Source organism: Acidovorax sp. BL-A-41-H1, from assembly GCF_051942715.1.
In genome coordinates this window covers 400,461-421,481 of the sequence record NZ_JBPVJQ010000006.1, presented here as the reverse complement: position 1 = coordinate 421,481, position 21,021 = coordinate 400,461, and the positions used below count along the sequence as shown (strand labels likewise).

The 21,021-nt window shown below is 66.0% G+C and carries 17 protein-coding genes; 2 read left to right on the top strand and 15 right to left on the bottom strand.

The features are described from left to right. Positions 1–199: 199 nt before the first annotated feature. From ACTPOI_RS15090 to apbC, 14 genes are all read right to left on the bottom strand, one after another. Positions 200–616, bottom strand: a complete 417-nt coding sequence (locus ACTPOI_RS15090; RefSeq protein ID WP_440110201.1) for a hypothetical protein — start codon at positions 614–616, stop codon at positions 200–202. A gap of 14 nt (positions 617–630) precedes the next feature. Continuing rightward, positions 631–1,839, bottom strand: a complete 1,209-nt coding sequence (locus tag ACTPOI_RS15085; protein WP_440110199.1) for a formate dehydrogenase subunit gamma — start codon at positions 1,837–1,839, stop codon at positions 631–633. An 8-nt stretch (positions 1,840–1,847) separates the two neighbouring features. After that, positions 1,848–2,087, bottom strand: a complete 240-nt coding sequence (locus ACTPOI_RS15080; RefSeq protein ID WP_440110197.1) for a hypothetical protein — start codon at positions 2,085–2,087, stop codon at positions 1,848–1,850. Then, positions 2,084–2,701 carry a formate dehydrogenase FDH3 subunit beta gene (gene fdh3B / locus ACTPOI_RS15075; protein WP_440110195.1) on the bottom strand — a complete coding sequence of 206 codons (618 nt, stop codon included), beginning with the start codon at positions 2,699–2,701 and terminating at the stop codon, positions 2,084–2,086. The genes ACTPOI_RS15080 and fdh3B overlap by 4 nt, the downstream gene beginning before the upstream one ends. A gap of 37 nt (positions 2,702–2,738) precedes the next feature. Beyond that, positions 2,739–5,705 (bottom strand): formate dehydrogenase subunit alpha, encoded by a 2,967-nt coding sequence (locus ACTPOI_RS15070; protein WP_440110193.1) that lies wholly within the window; start codon positions 5,703–5,705, stop codon positions 2,739–2,741. Positions 5,706–5,719: 14 nt separating this feature from the next. Continuing rightward, positions 5,720–5,929, bottom strand: coding sequence for a formate dehydrogenase (locus ACTPOI_RS15065; RefSeq protein ID WP_440110191.1), 210 nt, complete (start codon positions 5,927–5,929; stop codon positions 5,720–5,722). A 145-nt stretch (positions 5,930–6,074) separates the two neighbouring features. After that, the gene (locus tag ACTPOI_RS15060) at positions 6,075–6,704 is read right to left on the bottom strand and encodes a TorD/DmsD family molecular chaperone (RefSeq protein ID WP_440110189.1); all 630 of its coding nucleotides are present in this window, start codon (positions 6,702–6,704) and stop codon (positions 6,075–6,077) included. Continuing rightward, the gene (locus ACTPOI_RS15055) at positions 6,701–8,770 is read right to left on the bottom strand and encodes a 4Fe-4S binding protein (protein WP_440110187.1); all 2,070 of its coding nucleotides are present in this window, start codon (positions 8,768–8,770) and stop codon (positions 6,701–6,703) included. The genes ACTPOI_RS15060 and ACTPOI_RS15055 overlap by 4 nt, the downstream gene beginning before the upstream one ends. Beyond that, complete coding sequence (locus ACTPOI_RS15050; protein ID WP_440110185.1) at positions 8,730–9,512, bottom strand: DUF3306 domain-containing protein; 783 nt, start codon at positions 9,510–9,512, stop codon at positions 8,730–8,732. The genes ACTPOI_RS15055 and ACTPOI_RS15050 overlap by 41 nt, the downstream gene beginning before the upstream one ends. Next, entirely contained in the window at positions 9,505–10,107 is a 603-nt protein-coding gene (locus ACTPOI_RS15045) for a DUF3305 domain-containing protein (protein ID WP_440110183.1), read from the bottom strand. Before ACTPOI_RS15045 ends, ACTPOI_RS15050 begins: the two co-directional genes overlap by 8 nt. Before the next feature lie 255 nt (positions 10,108–10,362). After that, on the bottom strand, positions 10,363–13,245 hold the full coding sequence (fdhF, locus tag ACTPOI_RS15040; RefSeq protein WP_440110181.1) for a formate dehydrogenase subunit alpha: 2,883 nt from the start codon (positions 13,243–13,245) through the stop codon (positions 10,363–10,365). Beyond that, a complete protein-coding gene (locus tag ACTPOI_RS15035; RefSeq protein WP_440110179.1) occupies positions 13,242–15,140 on the bottom strand; it encodes an NAD(P)H-dependent oxidoreductase subunit E in 1,899 nt (632 codons plus the stop codon). Before ACTPOI_RS15035 ends, fdhF begins: the two co-directional genes overlap by 4 nt. A 176-nt stretch (positions 15,141–15,316) precedes the next feature. Next, on the bottom strand, positions 15,317–16,273 hold the full coding sequence (locus tag ACTPOI_RS15030) for a LysR substrate-binding domain-containing protein (protein ID WP_440110177.1): 957 nt from the start codon (positions 16,271–16,273) through the stop codon (positions 15,317–15,319). A 25-nt stretch (positions 16,274–16,298) separates the two neighbouring features. Next, positions 16,299–17,390: an iron-sulfur cluster carrier protein ApbC gene (gene apbC, locus ACTPOI_RS15025; protein ID WP_440110175.1), complete on the bottom strand. Its 1,092-nt coding sequence runs from the start codon at positions 17,388–17,390 to the stop codon at positions 16,299–16,301. A 121-nt stretch (positions 17,391–17,511) separates the two neighbouring features. Here apbC and ACTPOI_RS15020 point away from each other — a divergent pair, with 121 nt between their 5' ends. Both ACTPOI_RS15020 and ACTPOI_RS15015 read left to right on the top strand, forming a co-directional pair. Continuing rightward, positions 17,512–18,093 carry a restriction endonuclease gene (locus ACTPOI_RS15020; protein WP_440110173.1) on the top strand — a complete coding sequence of 194 codons (582 nt, stop codon included), beginning with the start codon at positions 17,512–17,514 and terminating at the stop codon, positions 18,091–18,093. Positions 18,094–18,294: 201 nt separating this feature from the next. After that, entirely contained in the window at positions 18,295–19,521 is a 1,227-nt protein-coding gene (locus ACTPOI_RS15015) for a patatin-like phospholipase family protein (protein ID WP_440112632.1), read from the top strand. Positions 19,522–19,802: 281 nt separating this feature from the next. Here the strand turns inward: ACTPOI_RS15015 and ACTPOI_RS15010 are convergent, their stop codons facing one another. Beyond that, complete coding sequence (locus tag ACTPOI_RS15010) at positions 19,803–20,924, bottom strand: SMP-30/gluconolactonase/LRE family protein (protein WP_440110171.1); 1,122 nt, start codon at positions 20,922–20,924, stop codon at positions 19,803–19,805. Positions 20,925–21,021 lie beyond the last annotated feature (97 nt).

Genomic DNA, 21,021 nt, shown 5'->3' with positions numbered 1-21,021 from the left:
ACCCAGAGGACCGGGTCACGACGCAGACGCTGAGCTGTACGGTGAACCGCATGCTGCCGGCTGGACCGCTCATAAAAACCCATTGAAAAAGCCGCGCTGCAGTGGCAGACGCGGCTTTGTTTTGCGGTGCACCAGGGCGACATGTCCCAAGGTACCAGACGCAGGCCCCAGTGCGTGGAGCCGCGCCTGTGAACACCCGTCAGGACTTCGGCGCAGCAGCGGCCGGCGCCGTTTGCGTTGCCTTCGTGTTGGGCGGGCTGCTGGCCGTGCCCGGTGGCGAGTGGGCGCCAGCGGATTCCAGCGGCTTGGCCGCGGGCGGTGTGTAGGCAAAAGGCCCCGGATCTGCACACGCTGCCGGGCTGGCTGCAGCAGGCTTGGCGGCCGGCGACGTCTTGCGATAGTGGTTGGCTACGCGGTCCTGCGCCAGGCACAGCTTGTAGTTGTCTACCTTGCCGGCCCAGGCGGTGCGAGCAGCCGTCTCGGCTGCCTTGGCGGCTGCCTCGGGCGTAGGCGGTGGCAACTTGGCCGCAGCAGCGCTGCAAAAGGCCAGGGCGCACAGGCCTGCCATCGCCGAAAGCGTACGGCGGCCAGGTTGGTGATGTACTGGGTGTGTCATGTTGCTCCTCATCCTCATGCCTGACCGGGCTTGACCGCGGGGGCCTCTTCCGAAGGGGTGGCGCTGCGCTGGCGCGGGATCTTGCCGGCCTGCACATCGTCGTACCAGAGTTCATGGTGCTCCTTGGCCCAGGTCTCGTCAACGTAGCCAGTGCGCATGGCCTTGTAGGCGCCCTGCATGCCCACGGTACCCATGTAGATGTGCCCCATGAACATGACCATCATCACCACGGTTGCCACTGCATGCACCATGTGTGCGATCTGCATGGTGCCGCGCTCGTAAATCAGGCCAGGAATGAGCTTGTCAAGAACCAGCCCTGAAGCGACCACGATGAAACCGAGGCCCAAAACGCCTGCCCAGAAGACAACCTTCTCGCCAGCGTTGAAGCGATGCGAGGGCACCTCCTGGCCGGACAGCAACCCACCGCCCTTCACGAGCCAGGTGATGTCCTCCTTGGAGGGCATGTTGTCCTTGAGGAACGTGAAGAACACAATGATCAGCGACACCGCGAACAAGGGGCCTGCAAAGTTGTGCAGGTTCTTGAGCGCGTAACTGAGCCAGCCGAACAGCGTGCTGCCCATGATCGGCAGGAGGAAGAACTTGCCGAACGCCATGACCAGCCCCGATACCGCCAAGGCAACGAACGTGATCGCGTTGGCCCAGTGCGCTGATCGCTCAAACGGTGTGAAACGCTCGATCTTGCGCCCGGTTTCGGTGCCGTGCAGCATGATCATGCCCTTGCGCCAGTAAAACAGCGCAATGGCACCAGCGACGATCACCAACAACGAACCGCCGTAGGGAATGATCCAGTTGTTGCGCACCTGGCGCCACGCATCACCCGCGTTGGTGTAGCGCGAGCCGGGGTACTGCACAAACGGCTGGATGAGGTTTCCTGCCTCAGGCGCCTGCGACGCAGGAAGGCTGCTGAAACCGGTCACGCCCTGCCCCACCTGGCGCCACATGGGCGCGTTGTTGCCGGGCTGGACCTGGGCGCGCTCGCCATTGGTCTGCTCGGCGTACTTGGGGTCGGCGCTCGCGTCGGGGCGGATCTCGAAGATGTTCTGGCTCTTGACACCGCCCACGGTGGCGGCAGGCGCAGCCTGGGCCGCAGCAGCGGGAGCCGCTGCGTCACCTGTCGGGGCAGCGGGTGCAGCCGTCTGGGCCTGCACCGGCATCCAGGCCATCGAGCCCGCAAGTACCAGAGACCACATGATGTGTTTCATGGTCGACCTCACTTGGCTTGGCTGCGGGTGTATTCGTTTTGACCGTACTGCTGACGCGTCTTGAGCTGGGCTTCCCAGCTCGTCTTGTCACCGGCCTTCCAGCCGGGTTCGGTGAAGTTGCTGCCAGTACCGGCGTACGGCACGGCATCGGTGCGCACGCCCATGCCGGTCTGCGGCTTTTCGCCGCAGGCCGTGAGGGCGAACACCGCAACACAGGCCGCAAGGATGATTGGTGTGCGCTTGATCATGACTTGGCTCCTGCTGGCTGCGCTGACTTTTGCGACCCGTATGCGGTACCCCAGCCCCACACTTCTGCACCCTTGCCGCGCTGCACGACACGGTTGCGGAAGATGTCGGCCACTACGTCACCATCACCGGCGAGCAAGGCCTTGGTCGAGCACATTTCGGCGCACGCAGGCAGCTTGCCTTCGGCAAGCCGGTTACGGCCGTATTTCTCGAATTCCGACTGGCTGCCATGCGCCTCGGGGCCACCAGCGCAGAAGGTGCACTTGTCCATCTTGCCGCGCACACCGAAGGTGCCCGACGATGGGAACTGGGGCGCGCCAAACGGGCAGGCGTAGCTGCAGTAGCCGCAGCCGATGCAGACGTCCTTGTCATGCAGCACCACACCCTCTTCGGTGCGATAGAAGCAGTTGACGGGGCACACAGCCATGCAGGGCGCATCGCTGCAGTGCATGCAGGCCACCGAGATCGATTTCTCGCCCGGCACACCGTCGTTGAGGGTGACCACACGGCGGCGGTTGACGCCCCATGGCACCTCGTGCTCGTTCTTGCAGGCGGTCACGCAGCCGTTGCACTCGATGCAACGCTCTGCGTCACAGATAAATTTCATTCGTGCCATTTTTGTGTCTCCTGATCAGGGGTGGCGTGCCGCGCGCTCACGCCCGCTCCACGTTGCAGATCGTGGTCTTGGTCTCTTGCATCATGGTCACGCTGTCGTAACCGTAGGTCGTGGCCGTGTTGACAGCCTCGCCGCGCACCACCGGTGCCGCGCCCTTGGGGTAGTACGCCAGCATGTCCTTGCCCTGCCAGTGCCCCGAGAAGTGGAATGGCATCCACACCGTGTCGGGTGCCACGCGCTCGGTGACCATGGCCTGAACATTGATGCGCGCCCCCGTTGGCGAAGTCATCCACACGCGCTCGCCATTGCGGATGCCGCGGTCGGCTGCCGTCTTCGGGTTGATTTCGATAAACGACTCCTGCTGCAGCTCGGCCAGCCAAGGGTTCGAGCGGGTCTCTTCGCCGCCACCCTCGTACTCCACCAGGCGACCCGAAGTCATGATGAGCGGGAACTTTTCGTGGAGGTTGTCCGCGATGTTCTTTTGCTGCACGGTCTTGTACAGGGTGGGCAGACGCCAGAAGGCCTTGCGGTCATCATGCGTCGGGTACTTGGCCATCATGTCCGGGCGGGTGCCGTACAGCGGTTCGCGGTGCTGCGGAATCGCATCGGGGAAGTTCCACACCACAGCGCGTGCCTTGGCGTTGCCAAACGGATGGCAGCCATGCTTGAGCGCCACGCGGATGATCGCGCCGGTGGGGTCGGTCTTCCAGTTCTTGCCTTCGGCCTTGGTCTTTTCCGCGTCCGAGAGGTCATCCCACCAGCCCAGCTTCTTGAGCAGCACGTGGTCGAACTCGGGGTAGCCCGTGGTGATCTCGCTGCCCACCGAGTGGGAGCCATCCTCGGCCAGCAGGTTTACGCCATCCTTCTCCACACCGAAGTTGGCGCGGAAGTTGCCGCCACCGTCCATGACGTGCTTGGAGGTGTCGTACAGGTTGGGCGAGCCAGGGTGCTTGAGCTCGGGTGTGCCGTAGCAAGGCCATGGCAGTCCGAAGTAATCGCCGCCAAAGTCGTAACCGGTTTCCTTGTCCTTGCCGCCCTTCGCCTTCAGCGTCTTGACATCAAACAGGTGCATGTTGCGCATGTGCGCCTTCAGGCGCTCGGGGCTCTGGCCGGTGTAGCCAATGGTCCACACGCTCTTGTTGATTTCGCGCAGGATGTCTTCTGGCACGGGCTCGTCCATGCCCTTGACCTTTTGCATCTTGAAGTTCTTGGAAAGCTCGGCCGCAAAGCCCAGCTTTTCGGCGAACTGATGCATGATCATGTGGTCCGAGCGGCTCTCCCACAGAGGCTCGATGACCTTCTCGCGCCACTGGATGGAGCGATTGGATGCTGTGCACGAACCACTGGTTTCAAACTGCGTGGCCGCAGGCAGCAGGTATACCGCGCGGTTGGGGTTCAGGTCCTCGGCCTTGCCCGGCATGGCAGCCATGGCTGCCGTGGCCGATGGATAGGGGTCCACCACCACCAGCAGGTCCAGCTTGTCCATCGCGCGCTTCATCTCGAGACCACGGGTCTGCGAGTTTGGAGCATGACCCCAGAAGAACACACCGCGCAGGTTGGAGTCCTGGTCGATCAGCTCGTTGTTTTCCAGCACGCCGTCAATCCAGCGCGACACCGTGATGCCGTTCTTGGACATCATGGCGGGCGTGGCGTACTGCTTCTTGATCCATTCGAAGTCCACACCCCACACCGCGGCAAAGTGCTTCCACGAGCCCTCGGCCAGGCCGTAGTAGCCAGGCAGCGAATCGGGGTTCGGGCCGACGTCGGTGGCGCCCTGTACGTTGTCGTGGCCGCGGAAAATGTTGGTGCCGCCGCCACTCTTGCCCACGTTGCCCAGCGCCAGCTGCAATATGCACGAAGCGCGCACGATGGCATTGCCGATGGTGTGCTGTGTTTGACCCATGCACCAGACGATGGTGCCGGGACGGCTGTCGGCCATCATCTTGGCGACGCGGAAGACCTGTTCTTCCTTCACGCCGCAGGCTTCTTCGACCTTGTCCGGTGTCCACTTGGACATGATCTCCTCGCGCACCTTCTCCATGCCATAGACACGGTCGCTGATGTACTTCTTGTCTTCCCAGCCGTTCTTGAAGATGTGATAGACCAGACCAAACAGGAACGGGATGTCGGTGCCCGAGCGGATGCGCACATACTCGTCGGCCTTGGCCGCTGTGCGGGTGAAGCGTGGATCCACCACGATCATCTTGCAGCCGGTTTCCTTGGCATGCAGCATGTGCAGCATGCTCACCGGGTGGGCCTCGGCGGCGTTCGAACCAATGTACAGGGCGACCTTGCTGTTTTGCATGTCGTTGTACGAATTGGTCATGGCGCCGTAGCCCCATGTGTTGGCCACACCGGCCACCGTGGTGGAGTGGCAGATACGCGCCTGGTGGTCGCAGTTGTTGGTGCCCCAGAAGCTCACGAACTTGCGCAACAGGTACGCCTGCTCGTTGTTGTGCTTGGACGAACCGATGAAGTACACACTGTCAGGACCGCTGGCCTTGCGCAGTTCCTGCATCTTGGCCGTGATCTCGTTGAGGGCCGTGTCCCAGCTGATGCGCTCGTACTTGCCGTTGACCAGCTTCATCGGGTAGCGCAGGCGGTACTCGCCATGGCCGTGCTCGCGCAGTGCGGCGCCCTTGGCGCAGTGCGCGCCGAGGTTGATGGGGGAGTCGAACACGGGTTCCTGGCGGACCCAGACACCGTTCTCGACCACGGCATCGACCGCGCAGCCTACCGAGCAGTGCGTACAAATCGTGCGGCGGACCGAAATCTTGGAGTCACCAATGGCGACCTTGGCACCTTCGGCCGCATTGGACTTGCGCACCAGCGTGAGCTGGGTGGCAGCAATGCCGACCCCGACACCCAGACCGGAGCGGCGCAGGAACGACCGGCGGTCCATGGTGGGCAGCGCGTGCGAAAGGCCGCGGCGCAGGCTGTGAACGAACGGCGATGCAGATGCTGCGCCCTGCGCGGCCTGCGATGACTTCTTGGTAAGCAACATGGCTGGCTCCGCTATCAGAGTTGAGTGGTCTTGTAGTAATGCTTCACGTGAGCCGACAGGTGGTAGCCGCCGCCTTTTTCGGGGGGCTGGCGCACTGCCTCGGGTTCAGCTGCCACAGGCGTGGCCACGTGGGGGATCGCCACGACGGCTGCGGCTGCAGCGCCTACGGTGGCGGCGCCGGCAAAGAAGCTGCGGCGCGATGAATTGGGCTGGCTGTTCTGCATGTTTGTCTCCAGAAGGGCTGGCGGCTATGAAACGGATTTCATACAGTCTATGACGTTGTGTAAGACGCTGCAATCAACGCTTACACCTCCCACCAAAGCAGTCACCTTTTGTAGTGACGTCCTCGACAGGGCTGTCAGCTATCGGTCAGTCAAGCATGTCAAAGCCTTGGGTTTCCACAGACACGAATGCCTGGGTAAACCCTGCAAGACATGCATAAAAGTGCGCGTTGCGGTGCGTTGCCAAGGCCTCGCACAGTCGCAGCACCCAAGGTTGCACATGGGTTGAGAAAAATTCACGCTGGGATGTCAGATTGCACACGGTCACGTCATCGCCCGCGATCAGGTAGCGCATCACCTCGCACAGGTAGGCGATGTGGTCCTCGGTCTCGGACATGGTGTCGTCGCGTGCCAGGCCCAGGCGATCCAGATCGGCGCGCAGGCGGGCCAGCGGCTTCTCGTTCAGGAAGCCGCTCAGATAGTGCGAGCCGTACAGATACACCTCGGGCTTGCCGACGCCGCCAAACAGGCGGTCGAACTCGCGCGCAATGTCTGCGTCGCTCAGCGCACGGGCGCTCGCGACCAGCTGCTGCCAGGGCTCCTGCAAGTACCCGCCTTCGGCGGGCGCCTCGGTAACGGCCACGCGCAGGGCCGACAGGACCTCGGGCCCCGGGGGCGCGTAGTACAGCTGCGACAGCAAGCCGTACAGCTCGGCGCGGGCGGTTTCTTCGTCGAGCGCGGAGCTGCCGGGTGGGATCAGGGATGGATTGGCGCTCACAGGTCCGTCACTTTCGATTCGCTGTTGGAGGAATACAGGTCGATCACGCGGCAATCGCTGCACATCTTCAGGCGCTCCAGCGCCTCGCCCTGGAACATCGCGTGGCCCGCCAGCTTGCCCAGCATGGCCTCGATAGCCTTGACGGTGCCAAACGGCTTGCTGCAGCGGATGCAGGCCCAGGGCTTGGCCTCGTTGAGCACACGCAGTTGCGCACGCTCGGGCGAGAGCAGCAGCCGTGGCTGCAGGCTGATGGCGTCTTCGGGACAGGTGGTAGCGCACAGGCCGCACTGCACGCAATTTTTTTCAATGAAGCGCAGCTGCGGCAGCTGGGGGTTATCCTGCAGGGCACTGGCGGGGCAGGCGCTCACGCAGCTCAGGCACAGCGTACAGCGGTCCTTGTTGACCTCGATGGTGCCCAGCGGCGAGCCCGCCGCGGGCAGCGCGATGGCGGCGGGCAGGCTGGCGGCCGGTGTCGGCGCGTGCTCGATCAGGTGGTCAAGCGCCATCTCCAGCGTGCTGCGCTTTTCGGGAGCCACGGCAAAACGGGCGGCAGTGGCCGGAACCTTCTGGCGCGTCTGGCCCAGCGACTGCAGCGCTGCATCGAGCGTGGTGGGGTGACTGGCACGCACCAGCTGCACATGGGTGCCGGTGTAGCCCAGCCCGCGCAGGATGGCCTGGGCGATGTCCATCTGGGCCTGCAGCCCTTCCAGGTACTGCGGGGCTTCTTCGTCGGTGGCGAGCACAACCACCTGGGAGGCACCATAAGCAATGGCGCTCAGCCACAGGTCCACGCCTGTGCTGGCCGTGTGCCACAGCGCCACCGGAATCACATGGGCCGGTACACCCTTGGCCACCTTGAGCTGCGCGGCGCGGCCCAGCTCTTCCACCAGCGTCTGGCCGCGCTCCTGACTGTGCAGCAGCAGCACCGCATCCTTGCCACCGGCTGCGGCGTAGGTGGACAGCAACGTCTTGAGCTTCTGACCCTGCTCGGCCGCCGCCGGGTAGGCATAGGTGAGCGCACCGGTGGGGCACACCGTGGTGCAGGCGCCGCAGCCCACGCACAGGTTGGGGTTCACCACAATGCGCTGGCGGCTCTTGTCGCTGCTGACGGCCTCGGCCGAGCAGATGTCCACGCAGGCGTTGCAGCCCACGGTTTCGTTGCGGCTGTGGGCGCACAGCTTTTGCTTGTAGGCAAAGAAACGGGGCTTTTCAAACTCGCCCACCATTTCGCGCAGCTTGAGCAGCATCGACAGGTCGGTGCCATCCCAGCGGAAGTAGCCCTGCGGCGTGGCGTGCTGGACAAAGGTGGGCGTGGCGGTGGCCGGGCGCAGGTCCAGCACCAGGTCGAACTTGTCCTGCTGCTCGGCCGCTTCGCGCGTGAAGTCGATGGCGCCTGCCACCTGGCAGGCCTTGACGCAGCTGCGGTGCGACTTGCACGCGTTCATGTCGATCTGGTAATCGAGGCCAATCGCATTCTCGGGACAGGCTGCCACGCAGGCGTTGCAGCGCGTGCACAGGTCGAGGTCGATGGGGTTGTCGGCCTTCCACTTCACCTCGAACGCGCCCAGCCAGCCCGTGAGGCCGGTGATGCGCCCGCCCAGCACCGGGTAGCGGCGCGCCTGGGCGCCGCCCGCGTTGCCGGGGCCCTGGGTGAACACGGTCACGTCCAGCACGTCAGACACCATTCCCGCCACCTTCTCAGCAGCATCCAGCGGACCGATGACCAGCAGCTTGCCTGCGCTCTTGTACGTGACCGTCGCTACAGGTGGCGGCTCGGGCAGCCGCGCTGCGGCCAGCAGGGCGGCCAGCTTGGGTGTGGCGGCACTGGCATCGCGGCTCCAGCCGCCGGTTTCGCGGATGTTGACAAAACGGATGGGGGACACCGCGCCCTCGGTCTGCTCGCCCAGCTCGGCAAACAGGCGCTGCTCCTGCGTGCAGGCCACCACCACCTCGTCGCCGGAGCGAATGGCCTGCTGGAACGCGCCCGCCTCGCGGCGGCACAGCGTGGAGTGCAGGGTCAGGTCTTCATGCAGTGCCGCGCCCAACGCTTTCGCGTTGAGGGGCATTGTCTGGTTGCAGTCGCAAATGAGCGTCTTGGTCGTCATGTTGGGTATGGCTGGCTGGCAGCGCCAGTGCGTCCGGGGCAGACGCGCTGGCAGGGTCAGGCTGGCTGTGGGGAACGCCGGGTTCAGCGTGAATGAGAGATGACTGTGCCACGGCATGCGCGGTTTGCGCCCCCGCATCATCCCGGGGCCCGGGGGTGGTGTTTTCTGGCGCACCGGCCAGGGCAGTGGGGCTTGCAGGGGTCTGCGCGATGGCATCGTCCTGCTTTTTTTCATGGTCAAAGAAACCCAGCGTGTGGGCGCTGACCATCTTGCGCAGCATGCCGTCAGGCATCGGGTCGGGCTGCGAATAGTCGCCGATGTAGATGTCGAGTCCGTCCATCACGTTGAAGTGCGGGTCGGCAAACAGCTTCTTCATCGCCAGGTTGCGCACCTCGGGCGCTACATCACGCGCCACAAAGGGCTTGAAGTCGGATTGCGGGGTGAGGCCCTGGGCGTCTTCCATCGACGGGGGAGGTGGCGGCGCGGCGACGGCATCGTCGGCCTGGCTGGCAGCAGCGCCCCCACTGGAAGTTGGGCCCGCCGCGGGCGCCGCGCCGCGGGGCTTCGCCACCGCTGCAGCAGACGAAGCCGGAACAGCGGGGGCAGATGTCAGCGGCGTGGGTACTGGCGGCTCCTCCAGCGGTTTGCCCTCGCGCACCTCCTGCTTGCGGCGCGACCAGCGCCCCAGGAATCCGTCAGCCATGGTGGCCACCCTCGCCGACGCCGGCCGGTTGGTCGCCACCCGCAGCAGCACCGCCGCGCCCGCCGCCGCGCTGCTTGTCCGTCGAGACGGACGCCGGGTTTCCAAACCTGTCCTGCAGCGGCTTGAAACTTTCGGGCCGCTTGCGGCGCTTGGGCTCTGGCTGGTAGTGCTCGGCCACAAAGGCGCGCATGGCATCCAGCACCGGCTCGGGCGCGGGCACCTGATCTACCGAGTCCTGGGCATCCAGCCAGCGGCCCGCGTCGTGGTAGCTCAGGCTCACGGCCACAGGCCGGGCCAGCGGCTCGCTGCCGTCACCCGCGTCCTCGTCCATGCGCCACATCACGAACCAGCAAGGCGCGGGCGAGGTGAGGTTGAGGTGGTAGCCCTCGGCATCGTCGCGGAAAAGCTCCACGCGAAAGCCCGGAAACAGCCAGCGCTGTTCATCCGTATCGGTAATGAGCGCACGGGGTTCGGTGCCAAAAAGAGGCTCGTTGATCACCACGCTGTCGAGCGACCAGCGCCAGGGCTGCCAGCGGTTGTCCAGGCGCTCGCGGCGCATGATCACGGCAACATCGGTGTAGGGGCGCTCGGTCATGGGGCAGGACTTTACCCCCGGCAGCGGGTGCGCAGCATGCAATGCCCGGAAAGCCCCCGTTGCTGCGCTGCAGCATCGGCGCGTCAGGGCTGCGTCAGGCGTTTCAGGGCTCCAGTCCGGGCCACCTAAAGGACCCTCTGCACGAATGAGCGCGCCGTGTGCATCTGCGGACTCAAGCGGTCTGCTGCGTTTTGCGCCTTCCAGCCGATCCCGATCCGCAGCGCACCCTTACCGCTTGATTCGTGCAAAGGGTTCCTAAGCCGCTTCTTGCAGCACCTCCACGGCCACCGCGCAGTACTTGAACTCCGGGATCTTGCCAAACGGGTCCAGCGCCGCATGGGTCAGCAGATTGGCCGCCGCCTCTACATACGCAAAGGGCATGAAGACGGTGCCATGCGGTGTGCCGTCGTCGCGGCGCACGCGCACCTGCACCATGCCGCGTCGCGAGCGGATGCCTACCAGCGCGCCGGGTTGCACTCCCAGCCTCGCCAATTCGTCGCCGTGCAGCGAAGCCGTGGCCATGGGCTCGATCGCGTCCAGCACGGTGCTGCGCCGCGTCATGCTGCCTGTGTGCCAGTGCTCCAGCTGGCGGCCGGTGATGAGCACCAGCGGGAAATCGGCATCAGGCTCTTCGGCCGCCGGGATCACGCTGGCAGGCACCAGTTGCAGGCGGCCGGTAGGCGTGGGGAATTTTTCGGTGAAAACGATGGGCTGGCCAGGGTCGTCAGATGTGAGGCAGGGATAGGTCACGCTGGAGTCGCGCTCCAGCCGGCTCCAGGTGATGCCCTCGATGCTGGCGTGCATGGCCTGGCGCATCTCGTCGTACACAGCGGCCACGCCGGACTCTTCGCCTTCGTAGTTCCAGTCCAGGCCCATGCGGCGGGCAATCTGCTGAATGATCCACAGGTCTGGCTGCGCATCGCCCGGCGGGTTCAGCGCACGGCGGCCCATCTGCACCATGCGGTCCGTATTGCTCGCCGTGCCGGTCTTCTCGGGCCAGGCGCTGGCGGGCAGCACCACGTCTGCAAGCCAGGCGGTTTCGGTCAGGAAGATGTCTTGCACCACCAGATGCCGCAGGCTGGCCAATGCGTGGCGTGCGTGGTTCAGGTCGGGGTCGCTCATGGCGGGGTTTTCGCCCATGATGTACATGCCGCGCACCTTGTGCGGGTCGCTGTCAGGCGCCAGCGCCTTGTGCATGATTTCGACCACCGTGTAGCCCGGCGCTTCATCCAGTTTGACCCCCCAGAAGTCTTCGAACCATGCATGTGCCCCCGCGTTGTCCACGCGCTGGTAGTTGGGAAACATCATCGGGATCAAGCCCGCGTCGCTCGCACCCTGCACGTTGTTCTGGCCGCGCAGCGGGTGCAGGCCAGAGCCCGGCTTGCCGATCTGGCCGGTGACGGCACACAGCGCAATCAGGCAGCGGGCGTTGTCGGTGCCGTGGATGTGCTGGCTGACGCCCATGCCCCAGAGGATCATCGACGACTTGGCGGTGGCAAACGCCCGCGCCACCTCGCGCAGCGTCTCGGCCGGGATGCCGCACACCGGGGCCATGGCCTCGGGGCTGCAGCCCATCACGTTGGCCTTGAGCGCCTCGAAGTTGTTGGCGCGGTCGCGGATGAAGGCCTCATCTACCAGGCCCTCGTCGATCACCGTGTGGATCAGCGCGTTAAGCATGGCCACGTCGGTGTCGGCCTTGAACTGCAGGGTGCGCCAGGCGTGGCGGCCCATGTCGGTGATGCGCGGGTCTGCGAGAACGATCCTCGCGCCGCGCTGGGCAGCGTTCTTCATCCACGTGGCGGCCACGGGGTGGTTGGCCGTGGGGTTGGAGCCGATCACGAAGATCAGCTCGGCATGTTCCACGTCGTTCACCGGGTTGCTGACCGCGCCCGAGCCCACGCCTTCGAGCAGCGCCGCCACGCTGGACGCATGGCACAGCCGCGTGCAGTGGTCCACGTTGTTGCTGCCAAAGCCGGTACGCACCAGCTTCTGGAACAGGTAGGCCTCTTCGTTGCTGCCCTTGGCCGAGCCAAAGCCCGCCAGCGCCTTGGTGCCGTGCGTGTCGCGCAGGTGTTTGAGCATGCCCGCAGCCATGTCCAGCGCCTCGTCCCAGGTCGCTTCGCGGAAGGTATCGCGCCAGTCGGCACCGTAGGGCCGCACCTCCTTGGGCACACCGGGTTTGCGGATCAGCGGCACCGTGAGGCGGTCGGGGTGGTGGGCGTAGTCAAAACCAAAGCGCCCTTTCACGCACAGGCGGCCGTGGTTGGCCGGGCCGTCGCGGCCCTCCACGCTGATGATCTTTTCATCGCGCACGTTGTAGGTGATGAGGCAGCCCACGCCGCAGAACGGGCAGACCGAATCGATCTTGCGGTCCACCTTTTGCGAGCCGATGTGCGTCTTGGGACTGAGCGCGCCCGTGGGGCACGCCTGCACGCATTCACCGCAGGCCACGCAGGTGCTCTCGGCCATGGGGCCGTCCAGGTCGAAGACGATCTTGCTGTCGGCACCGCGCAGCGCATAGCCGATGACGTCGTTGACCTGTTCTTCACGGCAGGCGCGCACGCAGCGGTTGCACTGGATGCAGGCGTCCAGATTGACGGCCATCGCGGGGTGGCTCAGGTCTGGCACGGGCTGCTCGCGGCGCAGGGCTTTCAGCGCCGGGCGCACCGCCACGCCCAGGCGGTCGGCCCATTCGCTCAGTTCGCCGTGCTGGCCGACTGTTTTCGGGTTTTTTGAGTCAAACAGGCCTGTAGCGCTTGAATCACTTGCACCTTTAGCTATCAGTTCAGTAGCGTCAGGCACTGCATCGTTCCAGCGGTAGCCCACGTCCGGCATGTCTGACAGCAGCATTTCCACCACCATCTGCTGGCTCTTGCGGGCGCGCGGGCTGGCGGCCTGCACCTTCATGCCCTCCGTGGGCGCGCGGCAGCAGCTGGGGGCCAGCGTGCGTTCGCCCGCAATCTCGACCACGCAAGCGCGGCAGTTGCCATCGGGGCGCAGGCCCTCGCTGTAGCACAGGTGCGGAATCTCCACGCCGTGGCGCTGCGCGGCTTTGAGGATGGTTTCGCCGGGGTGGGCGGTGACGGGCTGGCCATCCAGTTCAAAGGCCACACCGCAGGTGGGTTGCACTGCGCTCATGGCTGGGCTCCCCTGGGCAGTTGCTCGGTCAGCGGGCCATTACGCGGCCTGGGCAGGTCACCCGGCCAGGGGCCCTCGCCCACCTCGTGCGCAAAGTACTTGTGGATGCAACGGATGGGGTTGGGCGCTGCCTGGCCCAGGCCGCAAATGGACGCATCGGCCATCACCTGCGCCAGGTCGTCCAGCAGTTCTTCATCCCACTGCGGTGCCTCCATCAGCGTGGCTGCCTTGGCCGTGCCCACGCGGCAGGGTGTGCACTGGCCGCAGCTTTCGTGTTCAAAAAAGCGCATCACGTTCAGCGCCGCGTCGCGGGCGCGGTCGTGCTGGCTGAGCACGATGACGGCGGCCGAACCGATGAAGCAGCCGTAGGGCTGCAGCGTGTCGAAGTCGAGCGGAATCTGGTTGAGGCTGGCGGGAAGGATGCCGCCCGAGGCCCCGCCGGGCAGGTAGGCATACAGCTGATGCCCGTCCTGCATGCCGCCGCAGTATTCGTCGATCAGCTCCTGCACCGTGATGCCTGCAGGCGCGAGCTTGACGCCGGGGTGCTTCACCCGGCCGCTCACGCTGAAAGACCGCAGCCCCTTGCGGCCGTGGCGGCCAAAGCTGGCAAACCACGCGGGCCCGCGCTCCACGATGTCGCGCACCCAGTACAGCGTCTCGAAGTTGTGCTCCAGCGTGGGGCGGCCAAACAGGCCCACCTGCGCAATGTAGGGCGGGCGCATGCGGGGCTCGCCACGCTTGCCCTCGATGCTTTCGATCATGGCCGACTCTTCGCCGCAGATGTAGGCGCCCGCACCGCGCCGCAGTTCGATGTGCGGCAGCGGGCATGGCGGCTGGGCGCGCAAATCGTCCAGCGCCGCCTGCAGCAGCGCGCGGCAGCCGTGGTACTCGTCGCGCAGGTAGATATAGATGGCCTCGGTGCCCACCACCTGGGCGGCGATGAGCACGCCTTCCAGAAAACGGTGCGGGTCGCGTTCGAGGTAGGTGCGGTCCTTGAAGGTGCCGGGCTCGCCTTCGTCGATGTTGACCGCCATGAGGCGCGGGGCGGGCTGCTCGCGCACGATGCGCCATTTGCGCCCGGCCGGAAAGCCCGCCCCGCCCAGGCCACGCAGGCCCGAGTTTTCCATCGCGGCGAGCACCGCTTCGGCATCCATCTCGCCGTTGACCAGAGCGGCAGCGGTCTGGTAGCCGCCGTGCGCGCGGTAGGAGGCGAGGTCGACGCAGGCGGGGCTGATGCCTTCCGGTTGGGCGGGAACGCTCTGCCCGGCGAGCGCTGCAATATCAAAATTGATAGCTACAGGTGCATATGGATGTTGCGCCAGCGCCCGATTTGTCTTCAAACGTACTGTTTCCAGCACCGCATCGACCGTGGCGTAAGTCACCGGGCACTCGTGCACCACGGCGACGGGTGCCTGTTCGCAGCGGCCCACGCAGGGCACGGCCTGCACTTGCACATCGCCCTGCCCGGCTGCTTGCAAACGTGCAGGCAGCGCTTCCAGCAATTCGCGCGCGCCGGCCAGGCTGCAGCTCAGGCTGTCGCACACCCGCAGCACCAGGCGCGGGGCCACGGCGTCCTCGCCGCGCACGATGTCGAAGTGGTGATAGAAGCTGGCCACCTCGTACACCTCGGCCATCGGTAGGTTCATCTGCTTGGCGAGCGCCACCAGGTGCCGGTCGTGCAGCACGCCAAAGTGGTCGTTCAGGCGGTGCAGGTATTCGATGAGCAGGTCGCGCCGGAAACCGGTGGCCGGGCGCGGGCCCAGCAGCTGCGCTACGTCGGCCATGGCAGCGTCTTCGGGCTGGCGGCCCTTCAGGCGGCTTTTGCGGCGGATGCGCTCGCGCATGTCGTTGACCGATATGGCGGCTACGGTGGGGGCTTCGGGGGCAAGGTGCATGGCGGGCGGTTCTGTTCAGGGCGCCCGCATTCAGGCGAGGCGCCGCCGCAGTGTCCGGCCCGCCATCGGTCCACGTCAAATTGATTGCGCACATGGGTCGATCACTGAAAGTAATCAAACCCTTCGCCACCGCCAGTTTCTTGAATGAATTTTCGGGCGATCACGCGGCCCGGGCGTCAGCACGGCTGCAGCAGCCCGCTGTGCGCGGCGGCGTGCTGCAGCCAGCCATCGTCTTGCGCCACGGCCAGCGCTGCATCCAGTGCCCGCGTGGGCTGCACCTGCCGGTGCGACATGAAGCCGATGGGCGTGGTCAGCACCGGGGCGGTCAGCGGCAGGGCCTCCAGCCCGTCGTGACCACGCACGGCATCCACCAGCGCACCGGGCAGCACGCTGCACAGCTCGCCCGCCACCACGCTCAGCGCCAGCGTCAGGACCGAATCGGTTTCCATGGCCGGCTGTACGCTGGCGCCCGCGCTGCGAAACGCGCCGTCGACCAGGCTGCGGTTGTGCATCTCGGGCGTGAGCAGGCACAGCGGCAGGCGGGCGGCGTCGGCCCAGTCGGTGGGCGGGCCTATCTGCAAACCGCGCGCCTTGGGATCGGCAGCTGGCGGCGCGCGGCGCAGCAAGAAGTAATGCTCGATGTACTGCGGCCAGGCTTGCAGCTGCGCGCTGCGTGCGGGCATGCGGTCGGTGTAGCCCAGGGCCAGGTCCAGCGAAATGTTGTCGAGCCCGGCCTCGAGCGCCTGCGAACTCATCGACAGCACCACCGGCACGATGCCCGGGTGCCGCGCCTGCAGCTGCGCCGCAAACCGCGCCAGGATGGGCATGGCCGTAGGCACGGCCCCCAGGCGCAGTGGCCCGCGCGGGTGGGCGGCGTCGCTCATCAGGTCTTGCTGCAGCACCTGGTGCTCGTGCAACATGCGCTGGGCAGTGGCCAGCACGCGCTCGCCCTCGGGGGTGAAGCCCTCAAAACTGCGGCCGCGGCGCACTACCACCACGCCAAACTCTTTTTCCAGCGCGCGCAGCGCGTTCGACAGCGCCGGCTGCGTGATGTGGCAGGCCTGCGCGGCGCGGCCAAAGTGCCGGTGCTCGTGCAGCGCGACCAGATAGCGCAGGGAGGCGAGCAGATTCATGGGCCAGCCACGCGCACCCGGGAGATCAGGTGTTCTTGCTGATCGAGATCGTCGGGAACTTGCTCGAGAAGTCCTTGGCCTGCTGCGCGATCTTCACCGCCACATCACGCGCCACCTTCTTGTAGATCTTGGCCACGTCGCCGTCCGGGTCGGCCACCACGGTGGGCTTGCCGCTGTCGGCCTGCAGGCGGATGCTCATGTCGAGCGGCAGCGCGCCCAGGTAATCCATGTTGTATTCGGCTGCCATCTTCTTGCCGCCATCGGCGCCAAAAATGTGCTCCACATGCCCGCAATTGCTGCACACGTGCGCAGCCATGTTCTCGACGATGCCAAGGATGGGCACGCCCACCTTTTCGAACATCTTGATGCCCTTCTTGGCATCGAGCAGGGCAATGTCCTGCGGAGTGGTCACGATGACCGCGCCGGTCATGGGCACGCGCTGGGAAAGCGTCAGCTGGATGTCGCCCGTGCCGGGCGGCATGTCGATGATGAGGTAGTCCAGGTCGCGCCAGTTGGTCTGGCGCAAGAGCTGCTCCAGCGCCTGCGTGGCCATCGGGCCGCGCCAGATCATGGCTTCGTCCTGGTCCACCAGGAAGCCGATGGACATGACCTGCACGCCGTAGTTTTCCAGCGGCTCCATGGTCTTGCCGTCGTCGCTTTCGGGGCGGCGGTTGATGCCCAGCATCATGGGCTGGCTGGGGCCGTAGATGTCGGCGTCGAGCACGCCCACGCTGGCGCCCTCGGCCGCCAGGGCCAGCGCCAGGTTGGCGGCGGTGGTGCTCTTACCCACGCCACCCTTGCCCGAGGCCACGGCAATGATGTTCTTGACCTGGGGCAGCAGCTGCACGCCGCGCTGCACGGCATGGGCCACCACCTTGGTCGTGATGTTGACCGAAACGTTTTCGACCCCGGGCACACCCTTGGCCGCGGTCACCAGGTGGCGGCGCAGGTCGGGCACGATGCTCTTGGCGGGGTAGCCCAGTTCCACGTCAAAGGCGACATCGCCGCCATTGATCTGCACATTGCGCAGCGCGCGGGTGCTGACGAAATCCTTGGCCGTGTGCGGGTCCAGAACGCTGGAAAGTGCGGCCAGAAGGCCCTGCTCGGTGACTGCCATTCAATTAACTCCAGAAGGGGGATGTAGTCTATTCCCAAGCGTACGGCCCCTGCCGCTGAAGGACAATGCGCACGCCGCAGCCCCTGCCGCCCGACAACCGACGAGAAAGAGAAGGACCCCCGTGAAATTCAAGATGGCCGAAAAATCCCTGTTTGCGATGTTGCTGCGCTCGCCGTGGTGGATCAGCTTCGTGGTGGTGGGGATCATCGTGCTGGCGGCCCGGGCGCTGCTGCCGGCCGAATACTTTGTGGTCGGCGCGCTGGCGGGTTTCCCGATCTTCGTGGTGGGCTGCGTGGCGGCCTGGCGCCAGCTGCAGGCACCCAACCCCGCCCGCGTGGCCGAGATGATGGATGCCATTGCCAGCATGCCCTGGCGCACGTTTTCAGACGCGCTGGCCACCTCCTGGACACGCGCGGGCTGCACGGTGGAGCGCCCTGCAGGCGCCAAGCCAGGGCCGGCCGACCTGGTGCTCAAGCTGGGCAGCACGATCACACTGGTCAGCGCCCGCCGCTGGAAGGCCGCCACCCACGGGGTCGAACCGCTGCGCGAGCTGCACGCCGCCATGCAGGAGCAGGGTGCGTCGGCCGGAATCTACCTGGCCAGCCATGGCCAGCTCAGCGACAACGCCCGCATTTTCGCCCGCGACCACGGCATTACCGTCCTGCAGGGCGATGCCGTGGCGGCGCTGCTGCTGCGCAAGTAGCCCGACCGGCGCGGCTGGCTGCGTCGCTTCAGGCAGAGGCGTGCAAGCCACATGCGGGTTTTCCCAGATGAGGCGCGGGTGCGGTGCCCGCCAAACTCGGAGCGCGACGGCAGATCCCCTGCCACCCTGCCCTCCATGCCACAACGCCCGCACACCAGCACTGCGCCTGCCAACACCGCGTCGCCCGCACCGGGGGCGCCTATGCCGGCCACCGGCCTGCTGCTGACCGGCGGCGGCGCGCGTGCTGCCTACCAGGTGGGCGTGCTCGAAGCCATTGCCGACTTGCGCCAGGCCTGCGGCGCGGGGCACGAGCCCAACCCGTTTCCCATCATCACCGGTACGTCGGCAGGCGCCATCAACGCGGCGGCGCTGGCCTGCGGGGCCGACAACTTTGACCGGGCCGTGCGCCGCATCGCCCGGGTGTGGCGCCACTTTCATGCCAACCAGGTGTACGGGGCCGACTCGATCAGCGTGATGCGCAGCGGCGCGCGCTGGCTCACGCTGCTGTCGCTGGGCTGGGTGCTGGCCCGGTGGCGCCGCATGCGGCCGCGCTCGCTGCTCGACAACGCGCCACTGGAAAAGCTGCTCGTCAAGATGGTGCCACTGGTGCGCCTGCCGCGGCTCATTCGCAAGGGCCACCTCACGGCGCTAGCGGTCACGGCGTCGAGCTACAGCTCGGGCGAGCACGTCACCTTCTTTGAAGCGGCCTCGCCCGTGCAGCCCTGGGTACGCTCGCAGCGCAAGGCCGCCAGCGACCGGATCACGCACGAGCACCTGCTGGCATCGTCGGCCATCCCCTTCGTCTTCCCGGCCAAGTGCATCGAGCTGGACGGACAGACCCAGTATTTCGGCGATGGCTCCATGCGCCAGTCCGCACCCATCGCCCCGGCCATCCACCTGGGGGCCGAGCGCATCCTGGTGATTGGCGCTGGCCGCATGCATGAGCCCAAAGGCGACGCCAGCGCGAACCCCACACCCAGCTACCCCACCCTGGCGCAAATTGCAGGCCACGCGCTGTCCAACATCTTCCTTGACGCGCTGGCGGTCGATGTGGAGCGCGTGCAGCGCATCAACCAGACGCTGTCGCTCATCCCCGAAGAAAGGCGCCTGCACAGCGCGCTGCGGCCCATCGAGCTGCTGGTCATCGCCCCCTCGCAGCGGCTGGACGCCGTGGCCGCGCGCCATGTGGGCGACCTGCCCCCGGCGGTGCGCGCCATGCTGGGCGCTTTGGGCGTAACCTCCAACATGGCCGACGTGCGCGGGGCAGCGCTGGCCAGCTATCTGCTTTTTGAAGCCAACTACACGCAAGAGCTGATGGCTCTGGGGCGGGCGGATACGCTGGCCATGCGGGGGGAGGTGTGCAAATTCTTCGGCTGGACCGACACAGGCACTGCCGTACAGGTCCGGCACCACAGATCCAAGGGCTGAAACGGGGGGTACGACGCGCCCGACGCCGTGCCGCGGCACCATCCGGCGCACCCGTGTTGAACGGCCGGCAGCGCGCCACCCGGGTCAGCGTGGTCGGCGTGCACCGGGCCAACAGGCGGGGGGCCCTGCATGACCCTCGCGACAATGCGCTGGCGCCGATCGGTACAGGCCGCAAGGCGGTTTTTTCCAGCCTTCAGCCACGCTATTGGCAGGAAGAGCAACGCAGCGGACTGCCACCAGACCGTGTCAGCACAGACCGCAGGCAGTTGTACAGAGACTCCCTAGGGCCGTGGCCGGGGCAGCCAGCCGAGGCCGCGCGCATGGAGGCTCTGCACATACAGCCGGTCGCTTGTCTCGGTGACCGCGGTGGTCTCGGGGTAGGCGCCGCTCGGATCCTGCAGGTCGGCCACCACCTTGCCATCGTCGGTAAAGGCAATCACGTGGCCGTACGGCTGCGGAATGGGCCACAGCGCACGGGGCAGACGCAGCGTGAGGCTACGCAGCCAGGGCATGCTGTCCATGTTGTCGATGGCCGCGCTGCGCGGCTTGGCAAATCCCAGCCATACCTTGCCGCCCTGCCCCCGCATGAGGTTGTCGGGGTAGCCAGGCAGGTTGTCGAGCAGCACATTGGCCAGCGGACTGGGCTGGGCAATGTCCAGGTCGTGGGCATCCACCGCGATCTTCCACACGCGGTACTTGCCGGTTTCGTTGACATAAAGGTGCTTTTCGTCCTGGCTCAGCGCCACGCCGTTGGCAAAGCTGATGCCGCGCGCCACCACGCGCGCGGTACGCGCGGCCGGGTCGTATTCGATCACCCGGCCAGTACTGGACTGCTCCAGAATGTCCAGCACGCTGGCCTCGAACGTACCCCCCCAGGCCTGGGGCGCAAACCGTGTGGAAGCATCGCTGAGGTACATCTTTCCGTTTTGGGCCACCACCACGGCATCGGCGTAGCGGATGGGATCTCCCGCCACCTTGTCGGCAAGCACCGTGACCTTGCCATCGGGCGCAATGGACAGCAGGCCGCGGACCGCATCGGCTCCAATCAGGTTGCCAGCTGCGTCGAAGTCGAAACCCAGCACACGCCCCCCGGTATTGGCAAACACTTCCTGGCCCGAGCCGTCGGGGTTCATGCGCAGGATGTTTCCGCTCAGGACGGTGGTGTAGAGCTTGCCATCCCTGCCGAAGGCGATGTGCTCCGGTCCCTCTTCGCCCCGCAGGTCGATCATCTGCAGTCCTGTCAGGCGCTGGTTGGGTGCATGGACACCCTGGTATCCCGGCGCGGCCGGGGCACTCCATGCCACCGGCTGGACAGGCACGGGCCACGCCAACAGATACGCGACAAGCGCCAGCGTGAGGCCCGCCGCACCCCATCCGGTTTTCTTCCACCGCGCTGTTCCCATGGCTGCATCCCTCTTCTGTAGTACCGGGCGGGATTGTTGCCCGTGGCGGAAGCCGCGGCAAGCCTCCGATGGCCGCCGAATCAAAACGCACGGGCAA